Here is a 23,698-nt window from a genome sequence, read left to right on the forward strand (position 1 = left end):
GTTTCTCCCTCCTTATCGAAAGAAAATTTACGAAAAATTCAAAATCAGAATTCTTCTCTTTTTAATTCCCTTCTCATTAATTCATGTATTGCCTTTTGTGGATTTTTGTTTAGATATAATACTTCATATGTTTTTTCCACTATTGGCATTTCTATTTGTAATTCTTTTATTTCTTCATATAACGCTTTACAGGTATATACACCTTCAGCAACCATATTCATGTTTTCAATGATTTCATTTAATTTTTTGCCTCTTCCTATCATTTCGCCGACATATCTATTTCTACTATGCTGACTATTACATGTAACTATCAAATCTCCAAGGCCAGCAAGTCCCATAAAGGTTTCTTTTTTAGCACCTTTTTTTTCACCATAACGGATTATTTCTGTAAGCCCTCTTGTTATTAATGCAGCTTTTGCATTATCCCAACCACCTATGCCATCAATAACCCCTGCTGCTATTGCTATTACGTTTTTTATAGAACCACCAAGTTCAACACCTATTACATCTGTTTGAGAATATACTCTGAATGATGCATTGCTAAATATTTCTTGAACCTTTTCAGCATATTCCAGATTTTCAGAAGCAGCTACAACGCTTGTTGGAACATCTCTTGCTACTTCTTCAGCATGACTTGGGCCACTTAAAACTACGTATTTTAAATCTGTAAGTATATCCTTTAAAATTTCGCTTATTCTTTCCTGTGTTTTTATTTCTAATCCCTTTGCAAGATTTACTATGATTTGTCCGTTATAATAACTTTTGAAGTTATTTGCTACTTCTCTTACTGCCTGCGTTGGCACTGCCATTACAATAATTTCCGAATTTTCTATAACTTCTTTTAAATCCATAGAAGGCTTTATGTTTTTTGGTATTGAAATTCCTGGAAGATAATAAGGATTTTCTCCGTTTTTTAAAGCATTAAAGACGTTTTCTTCTCTTGTCCATATTAAAACTTCATGTCCATTGTTTAATAATACTTTAGAAATAGCTGTTCCCCAACTTCCTGAACCAATTATTCCTATTTTCATTCTTTTCCTCCGTTTATATAACGTTTTCAATAAATATTATATCATAACTTTTGTAACAATCTGGTGTTAAAGTTTTTTATTTTTTTCTCTTTTTTCTGCTTCTTTTCGTTCTTTCCAGATTTTTGACGCTTCTTCTTTTGTTATTGGTTTATCCCAGAATAACCAGGGTTTTCTATTGGATATTTTATTTACTACTCCATTTATGATTTTTTCAGATGAAACATTATAATCACGTTCTGCAATTTTTAAAACGAGAAATGCATCATATATGAGATCTCCAATTTCTTCTTCAAGATTTTCAATATCTTCATTTTTTATGGCTTCTCTTATTTCATTAATTTCAGATTCCGTTTCGTTAAGCATATATTCTGTATTTATAGAACTTATCCATGGACATTTTTCTATATTTCTTTGAACAATGTCATATAATTTTTTAAATTCTTCCAGAAATTTTTTATCCATATATTTCACCTAATATATTAAATATAAGTCTTCTGGTATTTTTGATATTGCCCCATATTCAAAGAGATTTTTCATGTATAAGTCTGTTATTTCTTTTATATTTTTTGAGTAATATATTTCTGATCTTGTTGCTGCTTTTCTTAATACTGGTTCCGGCATTGTTTTCATTGTATCAAAAACGAATTTTATTGCTTCATCAAAGCTGTTTTTATAGAATACATTTGCTGAACATTCGTATTCATTTAATACTTTTTTTACCATCTTCATATCGTTATTTATTATTTTTTCGGATACAAATATTCCCGCTATTGGTAATTTTTCTTCTTTTAAATTGAATATGTCAGCATATACTTTTTGAAAGTCAAGCTGCGCCTTAACCTTGCCTTTTGTTTTTATTTCTGCAAGTGATACAAATGGTTCTGGAAGAACAGCTATCTTTTCTTTTCCAGCTGCAAGCATTTGTATTATTTCCGGACCACTTGTAACATATACAATTTCAAAGTCCATGTTTTTGCTTTTTTTTAATATTTTCAATATCACATCTGCTGTTTGGCCTGGGCCATGCAATGTAACTATTCTTTTTCCTTTTAATTCATCAACATTTGTAATCTTTTCTGAGGAAATTAGATAAAATGTTTTCCATAACGATACTCCTGCAAGTTTATATTTTGCGCCTTTATTCACCATCTCAATTCCAAGTGCAACAGGTAATATGATGAAATCTGCCTGTTGCTTTAACATTAATGTTTGAGCTTGATCTATTGTTCTCCAATAATCTGTTTTTAAACCCGGTACTCCATCTATATACAATCCTGCTGCTGGTAATAATGTTGGCCCCAATGGGTTATAAAACGTTGCTGAGAAAACTGAAATCATCAATAATAAAATCATTCCCGTTATTAAACCTTTTTTCATAAAAGAATCCCTCCTTATTTTAAAGAAATTGTGAATATATTTATAGTATTAAAATCTTTGGATTTTATGTATAATTCAATTTTTGTTGGATAATCATCAAGTATAGTATTAAAAGTATATATATTCCCTTTTAACCGCAGGTGTTTTTTTAGTTCACTACTGGAAAATTCTTTTTCTTTTATAGTATTTGAATAAAATACTTTTATTTTTTCAATTTTTATATTTTGTGCAAAATTTGAATTTCCATCGTATACAGAAAATTCCACCGAGAAATTTTTTCCTATTTTTTTATTTAATATTATAATTTTTCTCGGAAATGGTTTTACTTCTATTTTTAATTCACCGTTTAATTTGTAATTACCATTGTAAAATTCTACTTTATATATTCCAGGATATACACCACCTATTACTTCTATATAATTTTCATCGTAATTTATTTTTATTTTTGGAGTATATATATTGTCAGAAATTATTTTATATCCTAAATTTTTTATTCCAGGTATTAAATTTCCGTATCTGTCGTATAACTTATATTTTATTTTTTGTATTATAAAATCTTTTTTATTTTCTGAATATGTGGCAACTTTAACGATGCTATTGTCAAAGCTAATTTGTTTTATTATATCTGGAATTACGGAAAATTCTATGTCCTTTTTATTCCCATTAATGAACATGGAAAATATATATTTTCCTGGTCTGGTTAAATTATACAAATTTAACATATAAGATCCCTCAGAGATATGTTCAATATCGTATTTTACTACTGGATATAATTTTATTTCCTTTATTTTTTTTACTATGCTATTTCCATATTTATCTATAAAATAAATTTTTAATGGTATTTCAACTTTTTTATTGGCAATAAATATTTTTTTATCCAATTCTACTTTTAAATTTATGGGTGTTGCTGGAAGTATTTCTATATTTAAATCTGTTGATATATCACTATGATAAAAGGTTAATGTATATGTTCCAGCCTTTGTAAAATTTTTTAGATGCAATAAACTACCTTCCAATGTTGCTGTTGCATTAGTAGAATCAGAATTTATTTCAATTTTATCAACGTAATTTTCAGGATTTAAATTCTTTAAATCCTTTATTTCTAGATTTATCGGAATTTGTTTTTCTTTAAAAGCTATATATTTATTCTTTTCTATAATTATATTGAGTTTTTGTTCTTTTTCTATTATTTTTGCAATTTTATCTTGTTGCGCTTTTTCTTTATTAAAATCAAAAAGAGAACAACCTGATAACATCACAAGTATTATTATAATTAATATACTATATGTTTTTTTCATACTTTTCCTCCGTTTTTTGATATAATTAATATTGGTTTCTATTATAAAACCTTATCCTGTTTAATTATACCTTAAAATATCAACAATTTCAAAGGAGGATTTTATGTCAGATAAAAAACTACAATTTTTTATTTTTTTTAATATATTTTTTCTTGCTATTATTGTAAATTCCATACCCCCATTAATGACTACTTTGCAGGATAATTATTCTTTAACAATAGGGTTTTCTTCTTTTTTACCTCTGGCGAGAACTATAGGAAATATGAGTGTTTCTATTATAGGAGCTTTTATAATAGCAATATTAGGTTTAAGAAATAGTCTCCTTTTAGGCATTATTTTTGAAATTCTCGGTGTTTTTTTATTTATTATTTCAAAAGATATTTATACATTGATTTTTTCTATGTTTTTTATAGGTGCTTCTATGGGACAAACTATTTTATCTTTAATTTCTATGTTTGATCATTTGCCTGAAGAATTTCAAAAATATGGATTGTTACATGCTTTTTTTGGTTTCGGCGGAATAACAGGTCCTTTGATTATATCTTTTATTTTAAGAAATAATATTAATTATAAATTTCCTTTTTATATTTATGAATTTGTATTTCTATTTATTTTCTTTTTTATTATTTTGAAAAAGGTTCCAGAAAACGTAAAATATAAAGCTTTTAAATTTACTGAAGCTCTTTCAGTCTTAAAAAATAAATTTATCATATATATCCTGGTAATTTTTATTATGTATTCCGGTGTGGAAATTGGAGCTGTCACATGGGCTGGTAATCTTTTTACTGATCAATTTAATATCCCAAAGGATTCAGCTTCGATTTTTATTAGCTTATTCTGGGTATTTTTTACAATTGGAAGATTACTAACTGATACATTGTATAAGAAATTTAATTTTACTCTTACAACTATTTTTTCATTGTTTTCAGCAATTACTTTAATTATTATGATTTCAATAAAGTCTTTTTCTCCATATGCTTTTTCAATATTAGGAATTATGCTTGGACCAATTTTTCCTGTTACACAAAAATTTTTGAATTCTCACTTATCTCATAGGGAAGTCGGCCTTGTTTCCGGAATTGTTTCTTTAAGTATAGGAATTGGTGCGTCTATTATTACAACTCTTATGGGTTTCGTGGGAGATTTTTCTATTTTATATAGTTACTTAATTCCTATTACCGGTCTTCTAATAGTTTTTATCTTTTCAATAATGGTAAGAAAACTATAATTTAATAAAAAATACCGGGCAGTAACTGCCCGGTATTTTTTATATTATTCTGCTTTTTCTTCTTCTTTATTTTCAATGCTTTCTACTAATTGTAATAATGATAATTCTGCTGCATCTCCTCTTCTGTATCCAATCTTTAAGATTCTTGTGTATCCGCCATTTCTATTTTCGAATTTTGGAGCGATTTCATCAACAACTTTGTTTGTGAATCTTCTGTCGTTGAAGTATCTGTTAATCTGTCTTCTTAATGCAACACTTCTATCTTTGTTATCTGTTGTTTTTGCTTCTTTTGCTTTTGTTAAGATTTTTTCTACTAATGGTCTTACTGCCTTTGCTTTTGCTGTTGTAGTAATGATGCTACCGTGTTCAAATACTTCTCTTGCTAAGTTTTTTAATAATGCTTTCCTATGTGAAGCGTATCTGCTTAATTTATTTACCTTTACTCTATGTCTCATGGTTATTAGGCTCCTCCCTTCTGGATCTCGTCATAATCCAACTGGAATTTCTCTTTTAATTCCTTTCTAATTTCATCTAAAGATTTTTTACCGAAGTTTTTGATTTTCATTAATTCATCTGGATCCTTCTTTAATATGTCTCTTACTGTATTGATTTTTTCTCTCTTTAAACAATTTTTTGCTCTTTTGCTTAAATCGAGCTCGTCTATTCTTGTTTCAAGAACTTCAAGACTTACATTTTTAAATTCTTCTTCTACTTCCTGACCAGCAATTTCTTCTGAAACATTTGTTTCCATTGATTCTGGAATAGCTTCAGCTTCTGTTAAATCTATCTCTTCTCTCCATGATGAGTAGATTATATTAAAGTGTTCAATTAATATTTTTGTGGCTTTTACCAATGCTTCTTTCGGATCTATAGATTTTTTTGTCCATACTTCAAGTATTAATTTATCATAGTCTGTTCTTTTTCCAACACGAACTTTTTCTGTGAGATAATTAACTCTAATTACAGGACTATATACACCATCTATATAAATCATTTCAATGTCCTTTGAAAGATCCATTTCTGATGTTGATACAAATCCTTTTCCTACTGTTGCATATAATTCCATTTCAAATTTTTTGTTTGCATTCATTGTTGCAATTTTAAAATCAGGATTTGCAATTTCAATACCTGGTGGTGTAATTATGTCTCCTGCTTTAATTTCTGCTGGTCCCATTTTTTCTATTCTTAAAACTATTGGTTCTTTTAAATTTCCAATGTTATCAAAATCTACAACTTTTAATTCAACTTTTTTAAGGTTAACTGTTATTTCAAGTATATCTTCCTGTACGCCTTCAATTACATCAAATTCGTGTAATTTACCAGGAATTCTTATGCTTGTTATTGCAAGCCCTGGTATTGAGGATAATAATACTCTTCTTAATGCGTTACCTATGGTAACCGCATATCCTCTTTCAAGAGGCGACAGGACAAATCTTCCATATTTGTATTCTAATTCTTCTGATTCTTCTAATGTTTCTAATATCATCTTTTCCGGTTTTACAAATTCCATTCATTACCCCCAATTTAGCTTTCCTAAATTGGAGTGCACCCCCTTTCTTTTTGTTAGGCGCGTTGTTGCGATCATCATACAAACAACTATTATTTTGAGTAAAGCTCGATAATAGCCTGTAAGTCTACTGGTACATCCATTTCGTCTAATGTTGGTAATCTTAAGAATGTTCCTTTAAATGCATTGTAATCTACTTCTATCCAGTCTAACTTTCTGTTTGCCTTTTGAGCTAATTCGATTCCCTGTTTAATTGGTAATGCTGATCTGCTCTTTTCTTTTACTTCAATTACATCTCCTGGTCTAACTCTGTATGATGGTATATCAACTTTTTTACCATTTACAAGGAAGTGACCATGTCTTACTAATTGTCTTGCTGTTCTTCTGTTTACTGCAAAACCCATTTGATATACAACATTGTCAAGTCTTGTTTCTAAAACTCTCATTAAGTTTTCTCCTGTGTTACCTTCTTTTCTTGATGCTTCCTCAAAGTATCTTCTGAATTGTCTTTCTAATACACCATAAATTCTTTTTAAAGCCTGCTTTGATCTTAATTGCATTCCATATTGTGTTGGTTTTTTAGCCTGTTTTCCGTGCTGACCTGGTGCGTATGGTCTTTTTGCAATTGCACATTTATCTGTATAACATCTTTCGCCTTTTAAGTATAATTTAAATCCTTCTCTTCTACAAAGTTTACAAAGAGATCCTATATATCTTGCCATTACATTCCCTCCTCTTTGGCCTTACATTCTTTTTCTTTTCTTTGGTCTACAACCGTTATGAGGTATTGGAGTTTTATCTTTTATATTTTCAATTGCCAATCCTGCTGCTTGTAAGGTTCTTATTGCTGATTCTCTTCCAGCTCCTGGTCCTTTTACATATACATCAAGTCTTTTTACACCATATTTTAAAGCTTCTTTTGCAACTTTATCTGCTGCTAACTGTGATGCATATGGTGTTCCTTTCTTTGTTCCTGAAAAACCAGCTGTTCCTCCACTTGCCCAGAATAATGTATTTCCTGCTGGATCTGTTAAAGTGATAATTGTGTTATTGAATGTTGATTGAATATGCACAACTGCTTTTTCAAGAGATATCTTCTTTTTCTTTTGTGCTGATCTTCTAGCCATTGCTAAACCTCCTTATTACTTTTTCTTACCGATTTTTGAAGGTCTTGGACCTTTTCTGGTTCTTGCATTTGAATGTGTTTTTTGTCCTCTTACTGGTAATCCATTCTTATGTCTGTAACCTCTGTATGATCCGATTTCAATTAATCTTGAAATATTTTTCTGAATTTCCTGTCTTAATTCACCTTCAACAAGGTAATGTTCGTTGATGAAATGTGTAATTTTACTGATTTCATCATCTGTTAATTCTTTTGCTCTTTTGTCAGGATCAATTCCTGTTGATTCTAATATTTCCATTGCTCTGTGTCTTCCTATACCATAAATATATGTAAGAGCAATGAATAACTTCTTGTTGTTTGGTACTTCAACACCCAAAATACGTGGCATTCAACTTTCCCTCCTTTAAAAATTATCCCTGTCTTTGGTTGTGTTTAGGATTCTTTGAACAAATTACCCAAACTCTTCCTTTTCTTCTGATAACTCTACAGTGTTCACATCTTTTTTTAACTGAGGCTCTTACCTTCATTTGCTCATTCCTCCTCGCTGCTTGGATTTTTCTTTATTCTTTCTCTTCTTATTATTCTTCCTCTGTTTAAATCATATATTGATACTTCAACTATCACTCTATCTCCTGGAACTAATCTTATAAAGTTTTTTCTCATTTTTCCAGAAATATGTGCCAATATTTTATGACCATTATCCAATTCCACTCTAAAAGTAGCATTTGGTAATGACTCAACAATATGACCTTCCATTACAATAACATCATCTTTTTTTGCCACGATAATCACCTCTCGGGCCTTAATCTAATTTTGTTAATACTTCAGGACCATTTTCTGTTACTACAAGACTGTTTTCATAATGTGCAGATAATGAGCCATCTGCTGTTACTGCTGTCCAACCATCATCAAGCACTTTTACTCGCCAATCTCCCATAGAAACCATAGGTTCAATAGCAAATGTCATGTTTTTTCTAATTAATGGTCCTTTTCCTTTTACACCATAATTAGGAATTTGTGGATCTTCATGTAATTTTCGACCTACACCATGTCCTACATACTCTTTTATTATTGAAAATCCCTGAGACTCTACATATGTTTGTATCGCGTTACCTATATCGCCTATCCTGTTTCCAGGTCTTGCCTGCTCAATTCCAAGCCAGAATGATTTTTCTGTAACTTCAACGAGCTTTCTCACTTCTTCTGGAACTTCTCCGATTATAAACGTTCTTGCGGCATCTGCTATGTATCCGTCTAATGTAAGTCCCATATCAATTGAAACTATATCTCCATTTTTAAATACTTTTTCTTTTGTAGGGAATCCGTGAACGATTTCTTCATTTACAGAAATACATGTTGCATATGGAAAACCTGCATAACCTTTAAATGTAGGAATAAATCCTTTTTCTTTCATATAGCTATTTACAAATTTTTCTACCTCATATGCGCTGGATCCCTCAACAACTAAATCCTTTATTTTCTCAAAGAGGATAGCGAGCTGCCTTCCAGCTCGCCTCATTTTATCTACTTCTGAATTAGTTTTTATTAATATCATACTATCCCTTCCAATATATTAAACACTTTTTTTGTAACTATTTCTACCGTACCACTGCCGTCAATCGTAAAGAAATTGTTATTTTTCATATAAAATTGTATTACAGGATATGTTTTTTCCATATAAACTTTGTATCTATCTCTTACTACATCTTCTTTATCATCATCTCTCTGGATTAACTGCGTTCCACATTCATCACAGATATTATCAACTTTAGGTTTTAATGTGATAAGATTGTAGATTTTACCGCATTTTGGACAGATTCTTCTGTTTGTAATCCTTTTTACAACTGTTTCTACATCTACTTCGAAATATAATGATGCAGTAATTGGATTTTTTATTTCTTCAAGTAATTTTTCCAATCCTTCTGCCTGCGGTAATGTTCGCGGAAATCCATCAAGAATAAATCCCTTTTCTACATCTTTTTGCTGTAATCTGTTTTTAATTACTTCGAGCATTATTTCATCTGATACAAGCTGGCCTTTTTCAAGAATTTCTTTTACTTTATTACCAAGCTCGCTACCAGAAGCAACTTCTGCTCTTAACATATCTCCAGTGGATATGTGGGGAATTCCATATTTTTTTGAAACCTCTTTAGCTATGGTTCCTTTTCCAGCTCCCGGAGGTCCAAAGAATAAAAGGTTTAATTTAGACATTATTATCTCCTCCCGCGGAGTTTCCCCTTCTTCATAAATCCTTCATACTGTCTTGTGATCATGTGTGCTTCAATCTGCTGCATTATATCAAGGGCAACCCCAACTGAAATAAGTGCTGAAGTTCCACCAATCCAGATATTTACACCTGCTGCACTTCTGATTAAGTATGGTAATAATGAGATAATTACAAGGAATACTGCACCAATAAATGTAACTCTCATCATTGTTTTTGTTATGTAATCTGATGTTGGTTTTCCAGGTCTAATTCCTGGTATAAATCCACCATATTTTTTGATGTTTTCTGAAATGTCGTTTGGATCAATAACAACTGAATTATAGAAATATGCAAAGAAGAATATTAAAATTGCATATAATACAAGATATAATGGTGTTCCATAACCAAACCATTTGCTTACCCAACCTGCACCTGTTGCTGTTGCAAGCATTGATGGTAATGTCATAATTGCTGAAGCAAAGATAATTGGTAAAACTCCTCCACCATTAACCTTTATTGGTATGTATGTTGATGCTCCACCATAAATCTTGTTTCCTACAACTCTTTTTGCATATTGAACGTTTATTCTTCTTTCTGATGTCTGTAAGTAAATTGTACCAATTACAACTGCAATTGCAATAATTATAAGTACTATCCATTCAAATACGCTTAATCTTCCAACAAAACCACTTGCTATGTACTGTGGATATCTTGCAACAATACCTGCAAAGATCAATACAGAAATACCATTACCTATACCTTTTTCTGTTATCATTTCACCTAACCATAATAAGAACATTGTACCTGCAACAATAGAAATTGTTGAAACAATTAAGAATACAAAATAATTTAAATTTGCTGCTCTATAAGCAGAAACACCCATAGAGAGGAATAAACCTTGAAGGATAGCAAGACCTAATGTTACCTGTCTTGTTAACTTTCCAAACTTTTTCCTTCCCTCTTCCCCTTCTTTCAACATTTCTTTCAAACTTGGTATTACAGATGACAATAACTGTAATATAATCGATGCATTAATATATGGTGTAACACTTAAAACAAATATAGAAAATTGTTTTAAAGCACCACCAGCAAATATATCAAAAAAACTTATTAATCCCTGTGATGATGTTCCAAGTCCAGCTAAAAAGCTTTCCCATCTTGCTAAATCTATTCCAGGAATAGGTATATAAATACCAACCCTGAATGCAATAAGTGCTAACAATGTAAATATAATACGATCCCGGAGTTCCGGGATCTTCCACATATTTTTAAATGCATCTTTCATTATTCGATCACCTCGACCTTACCGCCGGCTGATACTATTTTTTCCTGTGCTTTTTTACTAAATGCATGTGCTTTTACTGTTAATGGTTTTGTTAATTCTCCATTTCCGAGAATTTTTACACCATCATTTAACTTCTTTAATATTCCTTTTTCAAGTAATTTTTCTGGTGTAACTTCTTCATTTGCTTCAAATCTGTTTTCTAAAACTGATACATTTACTATTGCATATACCTTTTTGAAAGGTGCATTTGTAAATCCGTATTTTGGAATTCTTCTGAATAATGGTGTTTGACCACCTTCAAAACTTGGTCTTACTTTACCTTTACCTCTTGATTTTTGACCTTTGTGTCCTTTACCTCCAGTTTTTCCTAACCCAGAGCTCCATCCTCTTCCGGTTCTCTTTGCTACTTTTCTTGATCCTTCGGCGGGTCTTAAATCAGATATTTTAAGAGACATCTTTGCTACCCCCTCATTCTTCAATTTCTTCAACTGTTACAAGATGTTGAACTTTTCTTATCATTCCTCTTATTTCTGGTCTATCTTCTTTTACTACTACCTGATTTGTCTTTCTCAATCCTAAGGCATCTAAGGTGGCGAGTTGTCTGTAATTCTTACCCGCTCTTCCTCTTACTAATTTTATTTTTAACTTAGCCATTTATTATCCCTCCTTATGGGCACCCTGGAATACCTTTGTTACACTCAAATCTCTGAGTTCTGCATATTCTTTTGGTGATTTTAATTCTTTCAATCCGTTTAATGTAGCTTTTGCTAAATTAATTGATGTTGTTGAACCCAATGCTTTTGAAAGGATATTGTGTACTCCTGCTAATTCAACAACTGCACGAACTGCTGCAGAAGCAATAATACCTGTACCAGGTCCAGCTGGTTTTAAAAGCACTTTTGAAGCATCCTGTCTTCCAAATACTTCATGTGGGATTGTTCCATTTTTTACAGGAACTTCTATCATATTTTTCTTTGCATTTTGAATTGCTTTTCTTATTGCTTGTGGAACTTCTCTTGCATTTCCACTTCCTACTCCAACTTTACCATTTCTGTTACCTACTACAGCTACAACCCTGAATGATATATTTTTACCACCAGTTGTAACTTTTGTAACTCTTCTAATTTCTATTATTCTTTCTTCAAATTCTTCAGCAGCTGCTGAAGCCATTAAATTTTTATCTAAGGCCATTATCTGTCAACACCTCCTTAAAACTCGAGACCTGCTTCACGTGCAGCATCTGCTAATGCTTTTACTTTTCCGTGATATTTGAAGCCGCCTCTGTCAAATGCTACTTTAGCAATACCTTTTTCTTTTGCTCTTTTAGCAACTAATTTTCCTACTTCTTTTGCTGCATCAATGTTCCATGTCTTTTCAAGATTTAATTCTTTATCTAAAGTAGAAGCAGCTGCCAATGTATGTCCTTTTGTATCATCTATAATTTGAACATAAATATGTTTATTGCTTTTGAAAACTACCATTCTTGGTCTTTCAGGAGTTCCAAAAACTTTTCTTCTAACCCTTAAATGTCTTTTTCTTCTTAATTTTTTTCTTGGTGTGGGTTTAATCATCTGGTCAGCCTCCCTTAAACTTTCTTACCTTGTTTTCTAATGATTACCTCGCCAACATATTTGATACCTTTTCCAGAGTATACATTTGGTTTTCTAAATCTCTTAATTTTTGCTGCAACTTCACCAACTAAGTATTTGTCAATTCCTTTTACAATTACTTTATTTGGTGCTGGTACTTCAATTGTTATTCCTTCTGGTGGAATATATTCTATTGGATGTGAGTAACCAAGTTCTAATACTAATGTTGAACCCTGTAATTTTGCTCTGTATCCAATACCAATAATTTCTAATTCTTTTGTGAATCCTTCTGTTACACCTTTAATCATATTTTTAACAAGTGATGCATATGTACCCTGGAACATATTGATTTTCTTTGCATCACTTTTTCTTTTCATTGCTGATTCATTACCTTCTACTTTTATTTTATTATCTTCAATTACGAATTTTACATATGGTAAATATTCCTGTGTTAATTCACCTTTAGGGCCTTTTACTTTAATTTCTTTTTCGTTTACTGTCACTTCTACCCCATTTGGTATATCTATTGGATTTTTTGATATACGTGACATTTATTCAGCACCTCCTACCAAACGTAACAAATTAATTCTCCACCGACTCCAAGTTCTCTTGCTTCTTTGTCGGTAAGAACACCTTTTGAAGTTGAGATTATTGATATTCCCATTCCACCTTTTACAACTGGAATTTTATCTTTTGATACATATACTCTTCTACCTGGTTTTGATACTCTTATTATGCTCTGAATTACTCTTTGTCTGTTCTTTCTGTCACCTTTGTATTTTAACTGTATTTTTAATATACCCTGTTTTCCATCTTCGATAAATTTATAATCTGCAATATAACCTTCTCTTTTTAATATTTCAGCTATATTTCTCTTTAAGTTTGATGCTGGAACTTCTACACTTTCTTTCATAACAAGGTTTGCATTTCTTATTCTTGTAAGCATATCTGCTACGGGATCACTCCACATTAAGATTCCCTCCTTACCAACTTGCCTTTTTAACGCCTGGTAATTTTCCTTCCAAGGCTAATTTTCTGAAACATACTCTACATAAACCGAATTCTCTATATACAGCTCTTGGTCTTCCACAAACTATACATCTTGAATATTCTCTTGTCTTATATTTTTTTGGTTTTTTCCATCTTGCAACCATTGATTTTTTTGCCATTATTTACCTCCTCCTTAATCTCTCTTGAAAGGGAAGCCCATTAATTGAAGGAGTTTTCTTGCTTCCTCATCTGTCTTTGCAGTTGTAACAATAGTAATATCCATACCCTGTACTCTTTTTACCTGGTCTGGTTTTAATTCTGGGAAAACTAATTGTTCTGTTAACCCAAATGTGTAATTTCCTCTTCCATCAAAGCTATTTGGATTCATACCTCTGAAGTCCCTTAATTTTGGGAAAATTATATTAATTAATTTGTAGAGGAAGTTGTACATTTTCATGCTTCTTAATGTTACTTTTGCACCAATAGGCATTCCTTCTCTTAATTTGAAGTTAGCAACACTCTTTTTTGCTCTTGTAACTACAGCTTTTTGGCCTGTAATTATTGATAATTCCTGAGCGTGTTTTTCAACTACATCAGCGTTTCTTGAGCCCTCACCAATACCCATATTCACAACAATTTTTACGATTTTTGGTACTTCATGAATGTTTTTGTATCCAAATTCTTTCATGAGGGCTGGAACTACTTCTTTTTCATATTTATCTTTTAAAGGTATAAATTCGTATCTCATTATCTATTCCTCCCTCATTAAACCTTATCTATGATTTCGTTACATTTTCTGCAAACTCTAACCTTTTTGCCTTCTTCGAGAACCCTGTAACCAACTCTTGTTGGTTTTCCGCAGTTTGGACAAACAACCATTACTTTATTTGCATATATTGGTGCTGGTTGTTCGATAATTCCACCTTCTCTTAACTGCTGTGTTGGTCTCTGATGTTTCTTTACAATATTTACATTTTCTACAATAATTTTATTTAATTTAGGCATTACTCTTAAAACTTTACCTTCTTTACCTTTATCTTTACCAGATATTACTCTTACTAAATCGCCTTTTTTTACTTTCATGCTCTCACCTCACCATACTTCTTGTGCAAGAGATGCTATTTTTGTGTAACCTGCTTCTCTTACTTCTCTAGCAATTGGTCCAAACACACGTGTTCCAACAGGCATATTGTTTTTATCTATTAAAACAGCTGCATTTTCATCGAATCTAATATGTGAACCATCTTTTCTTCTGATTTCTTTTTTTGTTCTAACTATTACAGCTTTTACAACCTGACCTTTTTTTATGTCTGTGTGAGGAATAGCTTCTCTTACTGAACATACTACAACGTCGCCTACTGTTCCTACTGATTTATGAAATCCACCTAATACTCTTATTACTCTTAATACTTTTGCTCCAGAATTATCTGCAGCTCTTAAATATGACTCAGTCTGTATCATTATGCGTCACCCCCAACTTCTTCCACTGTTTCGGGTGTTTCATTATTTTTTTCCGCAAAAATGTTCTTTTCAACAATTCTTACAACTTTCCATGTTTTTGTTTTTGAATATGGTCTTGATTCTTCTATTTCTACTATATCTCCAATACCACATTCATTGTTTTCATCATGAGCATGGAATTTCTTTGATTTCTTAACGAACTTTTTATATATAGGATGTTTTATTCTTCTTTCAACTTTAACAACAACTGTTTTATCCATTTTGTCGCTAACAACTTCGCCTATTAATGTTTTTTTAGGCATTACTCATTACCTCCTTATACCCAATTCCCTTTGTCTGAGAATTGTTTTTATTCTTGCTATGTCTCTTCTTACCATTTTTATGGAAGCAGTATTTTTTATCTGACCTAATTCGTGTTGGAATCTCATTTCAAATAATTTTTTCTTTGCTTCTTCTAATTTTGTTTTTAATTCTTCATCTGTTAAGTTGATTAATTCAGCTACTTGTTTCTTCATTTTGCTTCCCCCCTTATATGGTACCTGGGTACTATTTTTGTCTTGATTGGTAATTTTGTTGCTGCGTATTCTAATGCTTCTTTTGCTAATTCTTCAGATGTTCCAGCAATTTCAAATAAAACCTTTCCTGGTTTTACTACTGCTACCCATCCTTCTACGTCACCTTTACCTTTTCCCATTCTTGTTCCAATTCCTTTTGATGTAATTGGTTTATCAGGGAATATTTTAATCCATATTTTACCGTTTCTTTTTAATGTTCTAACCATTGCTAACCTACATGCTTCTATTTGTTGTGAAGTAATCATTGCTGGTTCTAATGCTTTTAAACCCCATTCGCCAAAGTCAACTAATGTTCCGCCTTTGGCTTTACCTTTCATTGTACCTCTTTGTATTTTTCTATATTTATATCTTTTTGGCATTAACATTTACATCACGCCCTCCTTTAGTTCATAACTGAGTGTCGCCTTTATAAACCCAAACTTTTATTCCGATAGTTCCAGATAATGTTTGTGCTTCAGCAGTTCCGTAATCAATGTCTGATCTCAATGTTTGTAAAGGTAATCTTCCTTCCATATACCATTCAGTTCTTGCGATTTCAGCACCGTTTAATCTTCCTGAAACCATTATTTTAATTCCTTTTGCTCCTCTTTTTAATGCTGCTGAAATTGCTCTTTTCATTGCTCTCTTATATGATGCCCTTTTAACAATCTGGCCAGCAATGTTTTCTGCAATTAATACAGCGTTTGTTTGAGGATTTCTAATTTCGTCTATGTTAATTCTTACGTTTCTATCATTTACCATGCCTTCAATTTCTTTTTTCAATGCCTGAATTTCTGCACCTTTTCTTCCAATAATTATTCCAACTCTTACTGCTTTTATTGTTATGTTTATTTGTGTTGAAGAAGGTCTTTCAATTAATATATCTCCAATTCCTGCTTCATAATATTTTTGTTTTATGTAATCTCTTATTTTTAAATCTTCTTTTAAATATTCTGCATAATTATCTTCACTAAACCAGTTTGCTTTCCATGGTTTTGATATTCCTAACCTGAAACCATATGGATGTACTTTTTGACCCACGGATATTCCACCTCACTTCTGAGATTTTAACTCTTTTTCTTTTTGTCTGTCTCTAACAACAACGGTAATGTGTGACATTCTCTTTAAAAGAATATCAGCTCTTCCTCTTCCTCTTGGCCAAAGTCTTTTCATTCTTGGACCATCATTTACATATACTTCTGCAACATATAAATCGTCTGCATTTAAGCCAAAATTGTTTTCTGCATTAGCAATAGCAGATACTAATACTTTATATGTTAATCTTGCAGCTTTTTTAGGGCTGAACATTAATATCTGTAATGCTTCATCAACATTTTTTCCTCTTATTGCATTTATTACTGATCTTGCTTTTTTAGGAGATATTCTTAAGTATTTTGCTGTTGCTTTTGCTTCAATTTTTGGCTGTGCTGCTTCAGCTTCTTTTCTTAATCTATGATAAACTGACCTTTTTAACCTTTTACCATCTTGAACTCTTGATACAGCCATGATTACGTCCCTCCTCATTTCACCTTGCCTTTTTTAGCCTTTTTATCAGCGTGACCACCAAATCTTCTTGTTGGTGCAAATTCACCTAATCTATGTCCAATCATGTGTTCTGTTATATAAACAGGTATATGTTTCATTCCATTATGTACAGCAATTGTATGTCCTATCATTTCTGGTAATATCATTGAAGCTCTGCTCCAAGTCTTTATTACTTTCTTTTCTCCTTTTTCATTCATTTCTCTTATCTTTTTCAACAGACTTGGGTGTACATAAGGCCCTTTCTTTAAAGATCTACTCACTAACAGCACCCCCTAGGTTACTTTTTTCTTCTTCTTACAATAAATTTATCTGATTTTCTCTTTCCACGTCTTGTTTTGTATCCTTTTGCAGGTGTTCCCCAAGGACTTCTTGGAATATGACCTTTACTTGCACCTTCACCACCACCCATTGGGTGATCAACTGGGTTCATAGCCATACCTCTAACGTGTGGTCTTCTTCCTAACCATCTTGTTCTACCTGCTTTACCGAATACTTCGTTTATATGATCTTCATTTCCAACCATACCTATTGTTGCCATACCTTTAATGTGAACTTTTCTTAATTCACTTGAAGGCATTCTTAATAATGCGTATTTTCCTTCTTTTGCCATTAATTGTGCATATGTTCCTGCTGATCTTGCAATCTTTGCACCTTTTCCAGGTTCAAATTCTATATTATGAACTATTGTACCCACAGGAATATTTTCTAATGGCAATGCATTACCTGGCTTAATTTCTGCATCTGGTCCTGAAACTAATGTTTCTCCAACCTTAACTCCTTTTGGAGCAAGAATATATCTCTTTTCACCATCTGCATATACTAATAATGCAATTCTTGCGCTTCTGTTTGGATCGTATTCTATAGATACAACTTTTGCAGGTACCCCAAATTTATCTCTTTTGAAGTCAATAACCCTGTATCTTCTTTTGTGTCCGCCACCTCTATGTCTCATGGTAACTCTTCCATAAGAGTTTCTACCACCAGTTTTTTTGAGAGGCTTTATCAATGATTTTTCTGGGGTATCCTTTGTAATTTCTGAGAAATCTGTGATTATCATAAATCTCCTGGAAGGAGTTATTGGCTTAAACTTTTTAAGACCCATTTCAGCTCACCTCTCCTTATAAATTACCTTGAAGCTCTTTTATTACATATCCTTCAGCTAACTTAACAATAGCTTTTTTCCATGATCTTGTTTTACCTTCAAATCTTCCCAATCTCTTTGGTTTTGGTTTTACATTCATTGTATAAACCTTTTCAACCTTTACATTAAATAATTCCTCAACAGCTTTTTTTATTTCAGGCTTTGTTGCATCTTTAGCTACTTCAAATGTATATTTGCCCTCGCCCATTAATAAGTATGTTTTTTCTGTGAGGACCGGCCTTATAACAACGTCATAATTAAATTCTTTTTTAACCATCAGCCGAGCACCTCCTCGATCTTTGCTACTGTATCTTTTGTAAGGATTACTTTTTCGTTGTTTATTATGTCGAATACATTTAATCCATCTACATTCACTTTTTTACCATCTTTACCCTGATTTGGATTATCAGCAATTATAACCTTTACTGTTGGAATATTTTTTGCTGATAATTTTACATTAATATATCCATCTTTTTTCCAAGGTAATACTACTAATGTTTTTGTGTTTTCAAATCCGAAGTTCTTTAATACTTCTTTCATAGATTTTGTTCTTGGTTTTTCAAATGTCAAGTCATCTATTACAATAAGATTATTTTCTTTTACCCTTACACTTAATGCTGATTTTAATGCTAATCTTTTCATTTTCTTTGTTAATTTTTTTGACCAATCTCTTGGTTTTGGTCCAAATGTAACTCCACCGTGTCTCCATAATGGTGACCTTATTGATCCTGCCCTTGCTCTTCCTGTATGTTTCTGTGACCAAGGTTTTCTTCCGCCACCTCTAACTTCTGCTCTTGTTTTTGTTGAAGCGGTTCCTCTTCTTCTATTTGCTAACTGCATATCTACATATCTGTATAACAAGTCTGTGTTTGGTTCAATTGCAAATATTGAATCTTTTACATCAATTGTACCTATCTTTTCACCTTTAACTGAATAAAGGTCTAACTGAGCCATTTCTTCTTACCTCCTCGTTCTTCATTTTCGGGGCTTACTTTTTGATTGCTTCTCTGATTATTAACAATCCACCCCTCGCACCTGGAACTCCACCTTTAACTGCTATAAGGTTGTTTTCTTTATCTATTTTTACGACTTCTGAGTTTAATACTGTAATTCTTTCATTTCCGTAATGTCCGAACATCTTTTTACCTTTGAATACTTTTGCTGGTTCTGTGTGGTTACCTGTTGAACCTAAAGCTCTATGGAATTTAGAACCGTGTGTTTTTCTTCCTCCACCAAAATTCCATCTTTTAATTACACCAGCGTAACCTCTACCTTTTGACCAACCTGTTACATCTACTTTTTCTCCTTCTTCAAAAATTGATACATCAATTGTCTGACCAATTTCATATGCATCTACGTCATCAACTTTGAATTCTTTAAGAACTCTCATTGGTTTTACGCCTGCTTTTTTGAAGATTCCAAGCTTTGGTTTGTTTACTTTGTATTCTTTTACTTCTTCAAAACCAACCTGAATAGCTTTATAACCATCTTTTTCTTCTGTTTTTTTCTGCACTACTACACATGGTCCAGCTTTTATAACTGTGACCGGGATGGCTTTACCATCTTTATAAACTCTTGTCATACCTACTTTTCTTCCTAAAATACCTTTCATGCTAACTTCACCTCCAGAGCCCGATCATTAAAATTAAGCCTTCATATCTACTGATACACCTGATGGTAACTGAATTTTTAATAATTCTGTTACTGTTTCCTGTGTTGCATCGTAGATGTAAATAACTCTTTTATGTACTCTTTTTTCAAATTGTTCTCTTGAATAGTTGTATTTATGTGGTGATCTTATAACACTGTAAATTGTTTTTTCTGTTGGTAGTGGAATAGGTCCTGAAACCTTTGCACTGCTATTTTTAACTGCATCTATTATTTTTTGTGCTGATTCATCTAATAATCTATGATCATATGATTTTAATCTTATTTTAATCAACTTTTTTGCCATACTGACCCTCCTTTAAGCATTTAGCAAAGGGAGCGTGGAAGCTCCCCGATTTTATATTTTATAATAAAAACTTTGCAAAAAGATTTTATTATTCTACTATTTCTGTAACAACACCTGCTCCAACTGTTCTTCCACCTTCACGAACAGCAAATCTCATGTTCTTTTCTAATGCTACAGGGTAGATTAATTCTACTGTTGTTACAATGTTATCTCCTGGCATAACCATTTCTGCTCCGCCTTCGAATTCTAACAATGTACCTGTAACGTCAGCTGTTCTGATGTAGAATTGTGGTCTGTAACCTTTCTTGAATGGAGTGTGTCTTCCTCCTTCTTCTTTCTTTAATACGTAGATTTGTGCTTTGAATTTCTTATGAGGTGTGATTGAACCTGGTTTTGCTAATACCTGACCTCTCCATACTTCGTCTTTGTCAATACCTCTTAACAAACATCCTACGTTGTCACCAGCGATACCTTCGTCTAATAATTTTCTGAACATTTCAACACCAGTTACAACTGTTTTCTTAATTTCATCTGTCATACCAACGATTTCTACTTCGTCACCTGGGTGAATAGCTCCTCTTTCGATTCTTCCTGTAACAACTGTACCCCTACCTGTGATTGAGAATACGTCTTCAACAGGCATAAGGAATGGCTGATCTACTGGTCTCTGTGGTTCTGGGAAGTAGCTGTCTACTGCATCCATTAATTCGTAGATTTTCTGTACCCATGGATCGTCCTGTGAATCTGCTTCTAATGCTTTTAAAGCTGAACCTTTGATTACAGGAACTTCGTCTCCTGGGAATTCGTACTGATTTAATAATTCTCTTACTTCCATTTCAACTAATTCGATGATTTCTTCGTCATCAACCATATCTGTTTTGTTGATGAATACAACGATAGCTGGAACGTTAACCTGTCTTGATAAGAGAACGTGTTCTCTTGTTTGTGGCATAACACCGTCTGTTGCTGCTACAACTAAGATAGCACCATCCATCTGTGCAGCACCTGTGATCATATTTTTGATGTAGTCAGCGTGACCTGGACAGTCGATATGTGCATAGTGTCTGTGATCTGTTTCGTATTCAACGTGTGCAATATTGATTGTAATACCTCTCTGTTTTTCTTCTGGAGCTTTATCGATTTGTTCAAATGGTGTGAAGTCTGCGTATCCTTTTAAAGCTAATGATTTTGTAATAGCTGCTGTTAATGTTGTTTTACCGTGGTCGATATGTCCGATTGTACCAATATTCATATGTGGTTTGCTTCTGACGAACTTTTCTTTTGCCATTTTTTGTCCCTCCTCTATGTTTTGTGATGCTATTTAATAAGATTATTTATTCATTATTTTTTCAGCTACTGAAGCTGGAACTTCATCATAATGTGAGAATTGAATTGATTGTGTTGCTCTTCCCTGAGACAATGATCTCAATACTGTTGCATAACCGAATAATTCTGAAAGTGGAACTAAAGCGTGAATTAATCTTGTGCTTGTATTTCCCACATTTTCAAAACCTTCAATTCTTCCTCTTCTTGAGTTTAAGTCAGCTATAATGTCACCCATGTATTCTTCAGGTGTTGTAATATCAACTTTCATGATTGGTTCTAATAATACAGGATTTGCTTTTTTAGCAGCATCTTTTAATGCCATAGAACCTGCAATCTTAAATGCCATTTCTGAAGAGTCAACTTCGTGGTATGAACCATCGTACAATGTAGCCTTTATACCAACCATTGGGTATCCAGCTAACACACCTGATTGCATAGCTTCTTTTATACCCGCTTCAACTGCTGGAATATATTCTTTTGGAATAATACCTCCAACGATTTTATCTTCAAATTCCAATACTTTTGTATTTTCAATAGGTTCAATTTTAATTTTAACGTGACCGTATTGACCTCTACCACCAGATTGTCTGATGTATTTAGTTTCAACATCAGCTGTTCCTCTAATTGTTTCTCTATATGCAACCTGTGGTTGACCAACTTTAACTCCAACTTTAAATTCTCTCTTTAACCTATCTACTATAATTTCAAGGTGTAATTCACCCATACCTGAAAGTATTGTTTCACCTGTTTCGTGATCAAGTTTAACATTTAAACTTGGATCTTCTTCTGTTAATGCTTGTAATGCTTTAGTTAATTTAGCTTCATCATTTTTTGTTTCTGGTTCAATTGCCAATGAGATAACTGGTTCTGGGAATTCCAATTTTTCCAATACAATATCCTGTCCTTCTTCTGTTAATGTATCACCTGTAATTGTATTCTTTAAACCTATTATAGCTACAATATCACCAGCTCTGATGTAATCTACTTCTTCTCTTTGATCTGAATGCATGAACATTAATCTTGAAACTCTTTCTTTCTTACCCTTTGTTGTATTTAAAACATAGCTTCCTTTTTGTAATTTTCCTGAATATACCCTTGCAAATGTGAGCTTACCAACATATGGATCCACCATGATTTTAAATGCAAGAGCAACAAATGGTCCATTTTCATCTGGTTCAAGTTCTCTTACAAATTCACCTGTTCTTGCATCATATGCTTTTACAGGCGGTAAATCAAGCGGTGAAGGTAAGTAATCAACAATTGCATCTAATACAGGTTGAACACCTTTGTTTTTAAATGATGTTCCACATACTACTGGAACAAATGCACCTTCAATTGTTCCTTTTCTTATTGCAGCTTTTATTTTATCTTCTGGAATATCTTCTCCTTCAAAGAATAATTCCATTATTTCTTCATCATATTCTGAAATAGCTGTTATTAAATCTTCTCTGTATTGATCTGCTTTAGCAACTAAATCCTCTGGAATATCTCTGTATTCAAATTTTGATCCATCTTCACTAACCCAATATATTGCTTTCATTTTTACAAGATCAACAACACCTTCAAAATCAGATTCTGCTCCTATAGGAATCTGTAAAGGTAATGGGTTTGTTCCTAATTTGTCAATCATTGTTTGAACTGCATTATAAAAATCTGCCCCAAGTTTATCCATTTTGTTCATGTATGCAACCCTTGGAACATTATATCTATCAGCCTGTCTCCAAACTGTTTCTGACTGAGGTTCAACACCAACCTGTGCGTCAAATATAACAACAGCACCATCTAATACCCTTAATGCCCTTTCAACTTCAACTGTAAAGTCCACGTGTCCGGGTGTATCAATGATGTTAATCCTGTGATCTCTCCAGAAACATGTTGTAGCTGCTGAGGTAATTGTGATACCTCTTTCTTTTTCCTGTTCCATCCAGTCCATTGTTGCTGTACCGTCATCAACGGACCCTATTTTATGTTTTTTACCTGTATAAAACAATATTCTTTCTGTTGTTGTTGTTTTACCAGCATCAATATGTGCAATAATTCCAATATTTCTTGTTTTATTTAAGGCATATAACCGCTCTTTCAA

Annotated in this window: 38 protein-coding genes; 1 reads left to right on the forward strand and 37 read right to left on the reverse strand. The window is 32.4% G+C overall.

From position 1 onward, the window contains the following. Positions 1-44: 44 nt before the first annotated feature. Genes LN42_RS04570 through LN42_RS04585 form a run of 4 tightly spaced genes read right to left on the reverse strand, consistent with a single transcriptional unit; the run spans position 45 to position 3,706 of the window. Positions 45-1,061, reverse strand: a complete 1,017-nt coding sequence (locus LN42_RS04570; protein ID WP_255370590.1) for an NAD(P)H-dependent glycerol-3-phosphate dehydrogenase — start codon at positions 1,059-1,061, stop codon at positions 45-47. A gap of 36 nt (positions 1,062-1,097) precedes the next feature. After that, complete coding sequence (locus LN42_RS04575) at positions 1,098-1,493, reverse strand: MazG nucleotide pyrophosphohydrolase domain-containing protein (protein WP_014296335.1); 396 nt, start codon at positions 1,491-1,493, stop codon at positions 1,098-1,100. 9 nt (positions 1,494-1,502) lie between these two features. Next, positions 1,503-2,408, reverse strand: coding sequence for an ABC transporter substrate-binding protein (locus LN42_RS04580; RefSeq protein WP_075780429.1), 906 nt, complete (start codon positions 2,406-2,408; stop codon positions 1,503-1,505). Between the two features lie 14 nt (positions 2,409-2,422). Beyond that, positions 2,423-3,706, reverse strand: coding sequence for a hypothetical protein (locus LN42_RS04585; RefSeq protein WP_014296337.1), 1,284 nt, complete (start codon positions 3,704-3,706; stop codon positions 2,423-2,425). A gap of 103 nt (positions 3,707-3,809) precedes the next feature. On the opposite strand from LN42_RS04585, the gene LN42_RS04590 reads away from it, so the two are divergent. Further along, positions 3,810-4,934, forward strand: a complete 1,125-nt coding sequence (locus LN42_RS04590; protein ID WP_014296338.1) for a sugar MFS transporter — start codon at positions 3,810-3,812, stop codon at positions 4,932-4,934. Positions 4,935-4,978: 44 nt separating this feature from the next. Here the strand turns inward: LN42_RS04590 and rplQ are convergent, their stop codons facing one another. The 33 genes from rplQ to fusA form a co-directional block, all read right to left on the reverse strand. After that, the gene (gene rplQ / locus LN42_RS04595; protein ID WP_014296339.1) at positions 4,979-5,389 is read right to left on the reverse strand and encodes a 50S ribosomal protein L17; all 411 of its coding nucleotides are present in this window, start codon (positions 5,387-5,389) and stop codon (positions 4,979-4,981) included. Positions 5,390-5,394: 5 nt separating this feature from the next. Continuing rightward, positions 5,395-6,444, reverse strand: coding sequence for a DNA-directed RNA polymerase subunit alpha (locus LN42_RS04600; RefSeq protein WP_014296340.1), 1,050 nt, complete (start codon positions 6,442-6,444; stop codon positions 5,395-5,397). An 89-nt stretch (positions 6,445-6,533) separates the two neighbouring features. Next, entirely contained in the window at positions 6,534-7,163 is a 630-nt protein-coding gene (rpsD, locus tag LN42_RS04605; RefSeq protein WP_014296341.1) for a 30S ribosomal protein S4, read from the reverse strand. 21 nt (positions 7,164-7,184) lie between these two features. After that, positions 7,185-7,568, reverse strand: a complete 384-nt coding sequence (rpsK, locus tag LN42_RS04610; protein WP_014296342.1) for a 30S ribosomal protein S11 — start codon at positions 7,566-7,568, stop codon at positions 7,185-7,187. 15 nt (positions 7,569-7,583) lie between these two features. Next, positions 7,584-7,952 (reverse strand): 30S ribosomal protein S13, encoded by a 369-nt coding sequence (gene rpsM, locus LN42_RS04615; RefSeq protein WP_014296343.1) that lies wholly within the window; start codon positions 7,950-7,952, stop codon positions 7,584-7,586. Between the two features lie 22 nt (positions 7,953-7,974). Next, positions 7,975-8,091 carry a 50S ribosomal protein L36 gene (rpmJ, locus tag LN42_RS04620; RefSeq protein WP_014296344.1) on the reverse strand — a complete coding sequence of 39 codons (117 nt, stop codon included), beginning with the start codon at positions 8,089-8,091 and terminating at the stop codon, positions 7,975-7,977. 4 nt (positions 8,092-8,095) lie between these two features. Next, the gene (gene infA, locus LN42_RS04625; RefSeq protein WP_014296345.1) at positions 8,096-8,347 is read right to left on the reverse strand and encodes a translation initiation factor IF-1; all 252 of its coding nucleotides are present in this window, start codon (positions 8,345-8,347) and stop codon (positions 8,096-8,098) included. Positions 8,348-8,366: 19 nt separating this feature from the next. Further along, positions 8,367-9,119, reverse strand: coding sequence for a type I methionyl aminopeptidase (gene map, locus LN42_RS04630; protein WP_014296346.1), 753 nt, complete (start codon positions 9,117-9,119; stop codon positions 8,367-8,369). Beyond that, complete coding sequence (locus tag LN42_RS04635; protein ID WP_014296347.1) at positions 9,116-9,775, reverse strand: adenylate kinase; 660 nt, start codon at positions 9,773-9,775, stop codon at positions 9,116-9,118. The genes map and LN42_RS04635 overlap by 4 nt, the downstream gene beginning before the upstream one ends. 2 nt (positions 9,776-9,777) lie before the next feature. Beyond that, positions 9,778-11,055 (reverse strand): preprotein translocase subunit SecY, encoded by a 1,278-nt coding sequence (gene secY, locus LN42_RS04640; RefSeq protein ID WP_014296348.1) that lies wholly within the window; start codon positions 11,053-11,055, stop codon positions 9,778-9,780. Then, a complete protein-coding gene (gene rplO / locus LN42_RS04645; protein WP_014296349.1) occupies positions 11,055-11,510 on the reverse strand; it encodes a 50S ribosomal protein L15 in 456 nt (151 codons plus the stop codon). Before rplO ends, secY begins: the two co-directional genes overlap by 1 nt. A gap of 13 nt (positions 11,511-11,523) precedes the next feature. Next, on the reverse strand, positions 11,524-11,709 hold the full coding sequence (gene rpmD, locus LN42_RS04650) for a 50S ribosomal protein L30 (RefSeq protein WP_014296350.1): 186 nt from the start codon (positions 11,707-11,709) through the stop codon (positions 11,524-11,526). Positions 11,710-11,712: 3 nt separating this feature from the next. After that, entirely contained in the window at positions 11,713-12,225 is a 513-nt protein-coding gene (gene rpsE, locus LN42_RS04655) for a 30S ribosomal protein S5 (RefSeq protein WP_041638849.1), read from the reverse strand. A 38-nt stretch (positions 12,226-12,263) separates the two neighbouring features. After that, positions 12,264-12,626, reverse strand: a complete 363-nt coding sequence (gene rplR / locus LN42_RS04660) for a 50S ribosomal protein L18 (RefSeq protein ID WP_014296352.1) — start codon at positions 12,624-12,626, stop codon at positions 12,264-12,266. Positions 12,627-12,640: 14 nt separating this feature from the next. Then, positions 12,641-13,195: a 50S ribosomal protein L6 gene (gene rplF / locus LN42_RS04665; RefSeq protein WP_014296353.1), complete on the reverse strand. Its 555-nt coding sequence runs from the start codon at positions 13,193-13,195 to the stop codon at positions 12,641-12,643. A 14-nt stretch (positions 13,196-13,209) separates the two neighbouring features. Continuing rightward, a complete protein-coding gene (gene rpsH, locus LN42_RS04670; protein WP_014296354.1) occupies positions 13,210-13,614 on the reverse strand; it encodes a 30S ribosomal protein S8 in 405 nt (134 codons plus the stop codon). A gap of 13 nt (positions 13,615-13,627) precedes the next feature. Continuing rightward, the gene (locus LN42_RS04675) at positions 13,628-13,813 is read right to left on the reverse strand and encodes a type Z 30S ribosomal protein S14 (protein ID WP_014296355.1); all 186 of its coding nucleotides are present in this window, start codon (positions 13,811-13,813) and stop codon (positions 13,628-13,630) included. Between the two features lie 14 nt (positions 13,814-13,827). Beyond that, positions 13,828-14,382 (reverse strand): 50S ribosomal protein L5, encoded by a 555-nt coding sequence (rplE, locus tag LN42_RS04680; RefSeq protein WP_014296356.1) that lies wholly within the window; start codon positions 14,380-14,382, stop codon positions 13,828-13,830. Between the two features lie 17 nt (positions 14,383-14,399). Continuing rightward, a complete protein-coding gene (gene rplX / locus LN42_RS04685; RefSeq protein WP_014296357.1) occupies positions 14,400-14,717 on the reverse strand; it encodes a 50S ribosomal protein L24 in 318 nt (105 codons plus the stop codon). Between the two features lie 9 nt (positions 14,718-14,726). After that, positions 14,727-15,095, reverse strand: a complete 369-nt coding sequence (gene rplN / locus LN42_RS04690; protein ID WP_014296358.1) for a 50S ribosomal protein L14 — start codon at positions 15,093-15,095, stop codon at positions 14,727-14,729. Further along, on the reverse strand, positions 15,095-15,397 hold the full coding sequence (gene rpsQ, locus LN42_RS04695) for a 30S ribosomal protein S17 (protein WP_014296359.1): 303 nt from the start codon (positions 15,395-15,397) through the stop codon (positions 15,095-15,097). Before rpsQ ends, rplN begins: the two co-directional genes overlap by 1 nt. A 6-nt stretch (positions 15,398-15,403) precedes the next feature. After that, the gene (gene rpmC, locus LN42_RS04700; RefSeq protein WP_014296360.1) at positions 15,404-15,610 is read right to left on the reverse strand and encodes a 50S ribosomal protein L29; all 207 of its coding nucleotides are present in this window, start codon (positions 15,608-15,610) and stop codon (positions 15,404-15,406) included. Next, positions 15,607-16,035 carry a 50S ribosomal protein L16 gene (gene rplP / locus LN42_RS04705; protein WP_014296361.1) on the reverse strand — a complete coding sequence of 143 codons (429 nt, stop codon included), beginning with the start codon at positions 16,033-16,035 and terminating at the stop codon, positions 15,607-15,609. Before rplP ends, rpmC begins: the two co-directional genes overlap by 4 nt. 22 nt (positions 16,036-16,057) lie before the next feature. Continuing rightward, the gene (gene rpsC / locus LN42_RS04710; protein ID WP_014296362.1) at positions 16,058-16,690 is read right to left on the reverse strand and encodes a 30S ribosomal protein S3; all 633 of its coding nucleotides are present in this window, start codon (positions 16,688-16,690) and stop codon (positions 16,058-16,060) included. A 12-nt stretch (positions 16,691-16,702) separates the two neighbouring features. After that, positions 16,703-17,155 (reverse strand): 50S ribosomal protein L22, encoded by a 453-nt coding sequence (gene rplV, locus LN42_RS04715; RefSeq protein WP_014296363.1) that lies wholly within the window; start codon positions 17,153-17,155, stop codon positions 16,703-16,705. A gap of 14 nt (positions 17,156-17,169) precedes the next feature. Continuing rightward, positions 17,170-17,454 (reverse strand): 30S ribosomal protein S19, encoded by a 285-nt coding sequence (gene rpsS / locus LN42_RS04720; protein WP_014296364.1) that lies wholly within the window; start codon positions 17,452-17,454, stop codon positions 17,170-17,172. 17 nt (positions 17,455-17,471) lie between these two features. Continuing rightward, positions 17,472-18,296, reverse strand: coding sequence for a 50S ribosomal protein L2 (gene rplB / locus LN42_RS04725; protein WP_014296365.1), 825 nt, complete (start codon positions 18,294-18,296; stop codon positions 17,472-17,474). A gap of 16 nt (positions 18,297-18,312) precedes the next feature. Continuing rightward, positions 18,313-18,612 carry a 50S ribosomal protein L23 gene (rplW, locus tag LN42_RS04730; protein ID WP_014296366.1) on the reverse strand — a complete coding sequence of 100 codons (300 nt, stop codon included), beginning with the start codon at positions 18,610-18,612 and terminating at the stop codon, positions 18,313-18,315. After that, positions 18,612-19,289: a 50S ribosomal protein L4 gene (gene rplD / locus LN42_RS04735; RefSeq protein WP_014296367.1), complete on the reverse strand. Its 678-nt coding sequence runs from the start codon at positions 19,287-19,289 to the stop codon at positions 18,612-18,614. The genes rplW and rplD overlap by 1 nt, the downstream gene beginning before the upstream one ends. A gap of 34 nt (positions 19,290-19,323) precedes the next feature. Further along, positions 19,324-19,947, reverse strand: a complete 624-nt coding sequence (rplC, locus tag LN42_RS04740; RefSeq protein WP_014296368.1) for a 50S ribosomal protein L3 — start codon at positions 19,945-19,947, stop codon at positions 19,324-19,326. 33 nt (positions 19,948-19,980) lie between these two features. Next, positions 19,981-20,289, reverse strand: a complete 309-nt coding sequence (gene rpsJ, locus LN42_RS04745) for a 30S ribosomal protein S10 (protein ID WP_014296369.1) — start codon at positions 20,287-20,289, stop codon at positions 19,981-19,983. 88 nt (positions 20,290-20,377) lie between these two features. Further along, entirely contained in the window at positions 20,378-21,577 is a 1,200-nt protein-coding gene (tuf, locus tag LN42_RS04750) for an elongation factor Tu (RefSeq protein ID WP_014296370.1), read from the reverse strand. Between the two features lie 42 nt (positions 21,578-21,619). Continuing rightward, positions 21,620-23,698 (reverse strand): elongation factor G, encoded by a 2,079-nt coding sequence (gene fusA, locus LN42_RS04755; protein WP_014296371.1) that lies wholly within the window; start codon positions 23,696-23,698, stop codon positions 21,620-21,622.

Source organism: Marinitoga sp. 1137, from assembly GCF_001941525.1.
GTDB classification, from domain to species: Bacteria; Thermotogota; Thermotogae; order Petrotogales; family Petrotogaceae; genus Marinitoga; species Marinitoga piezophila.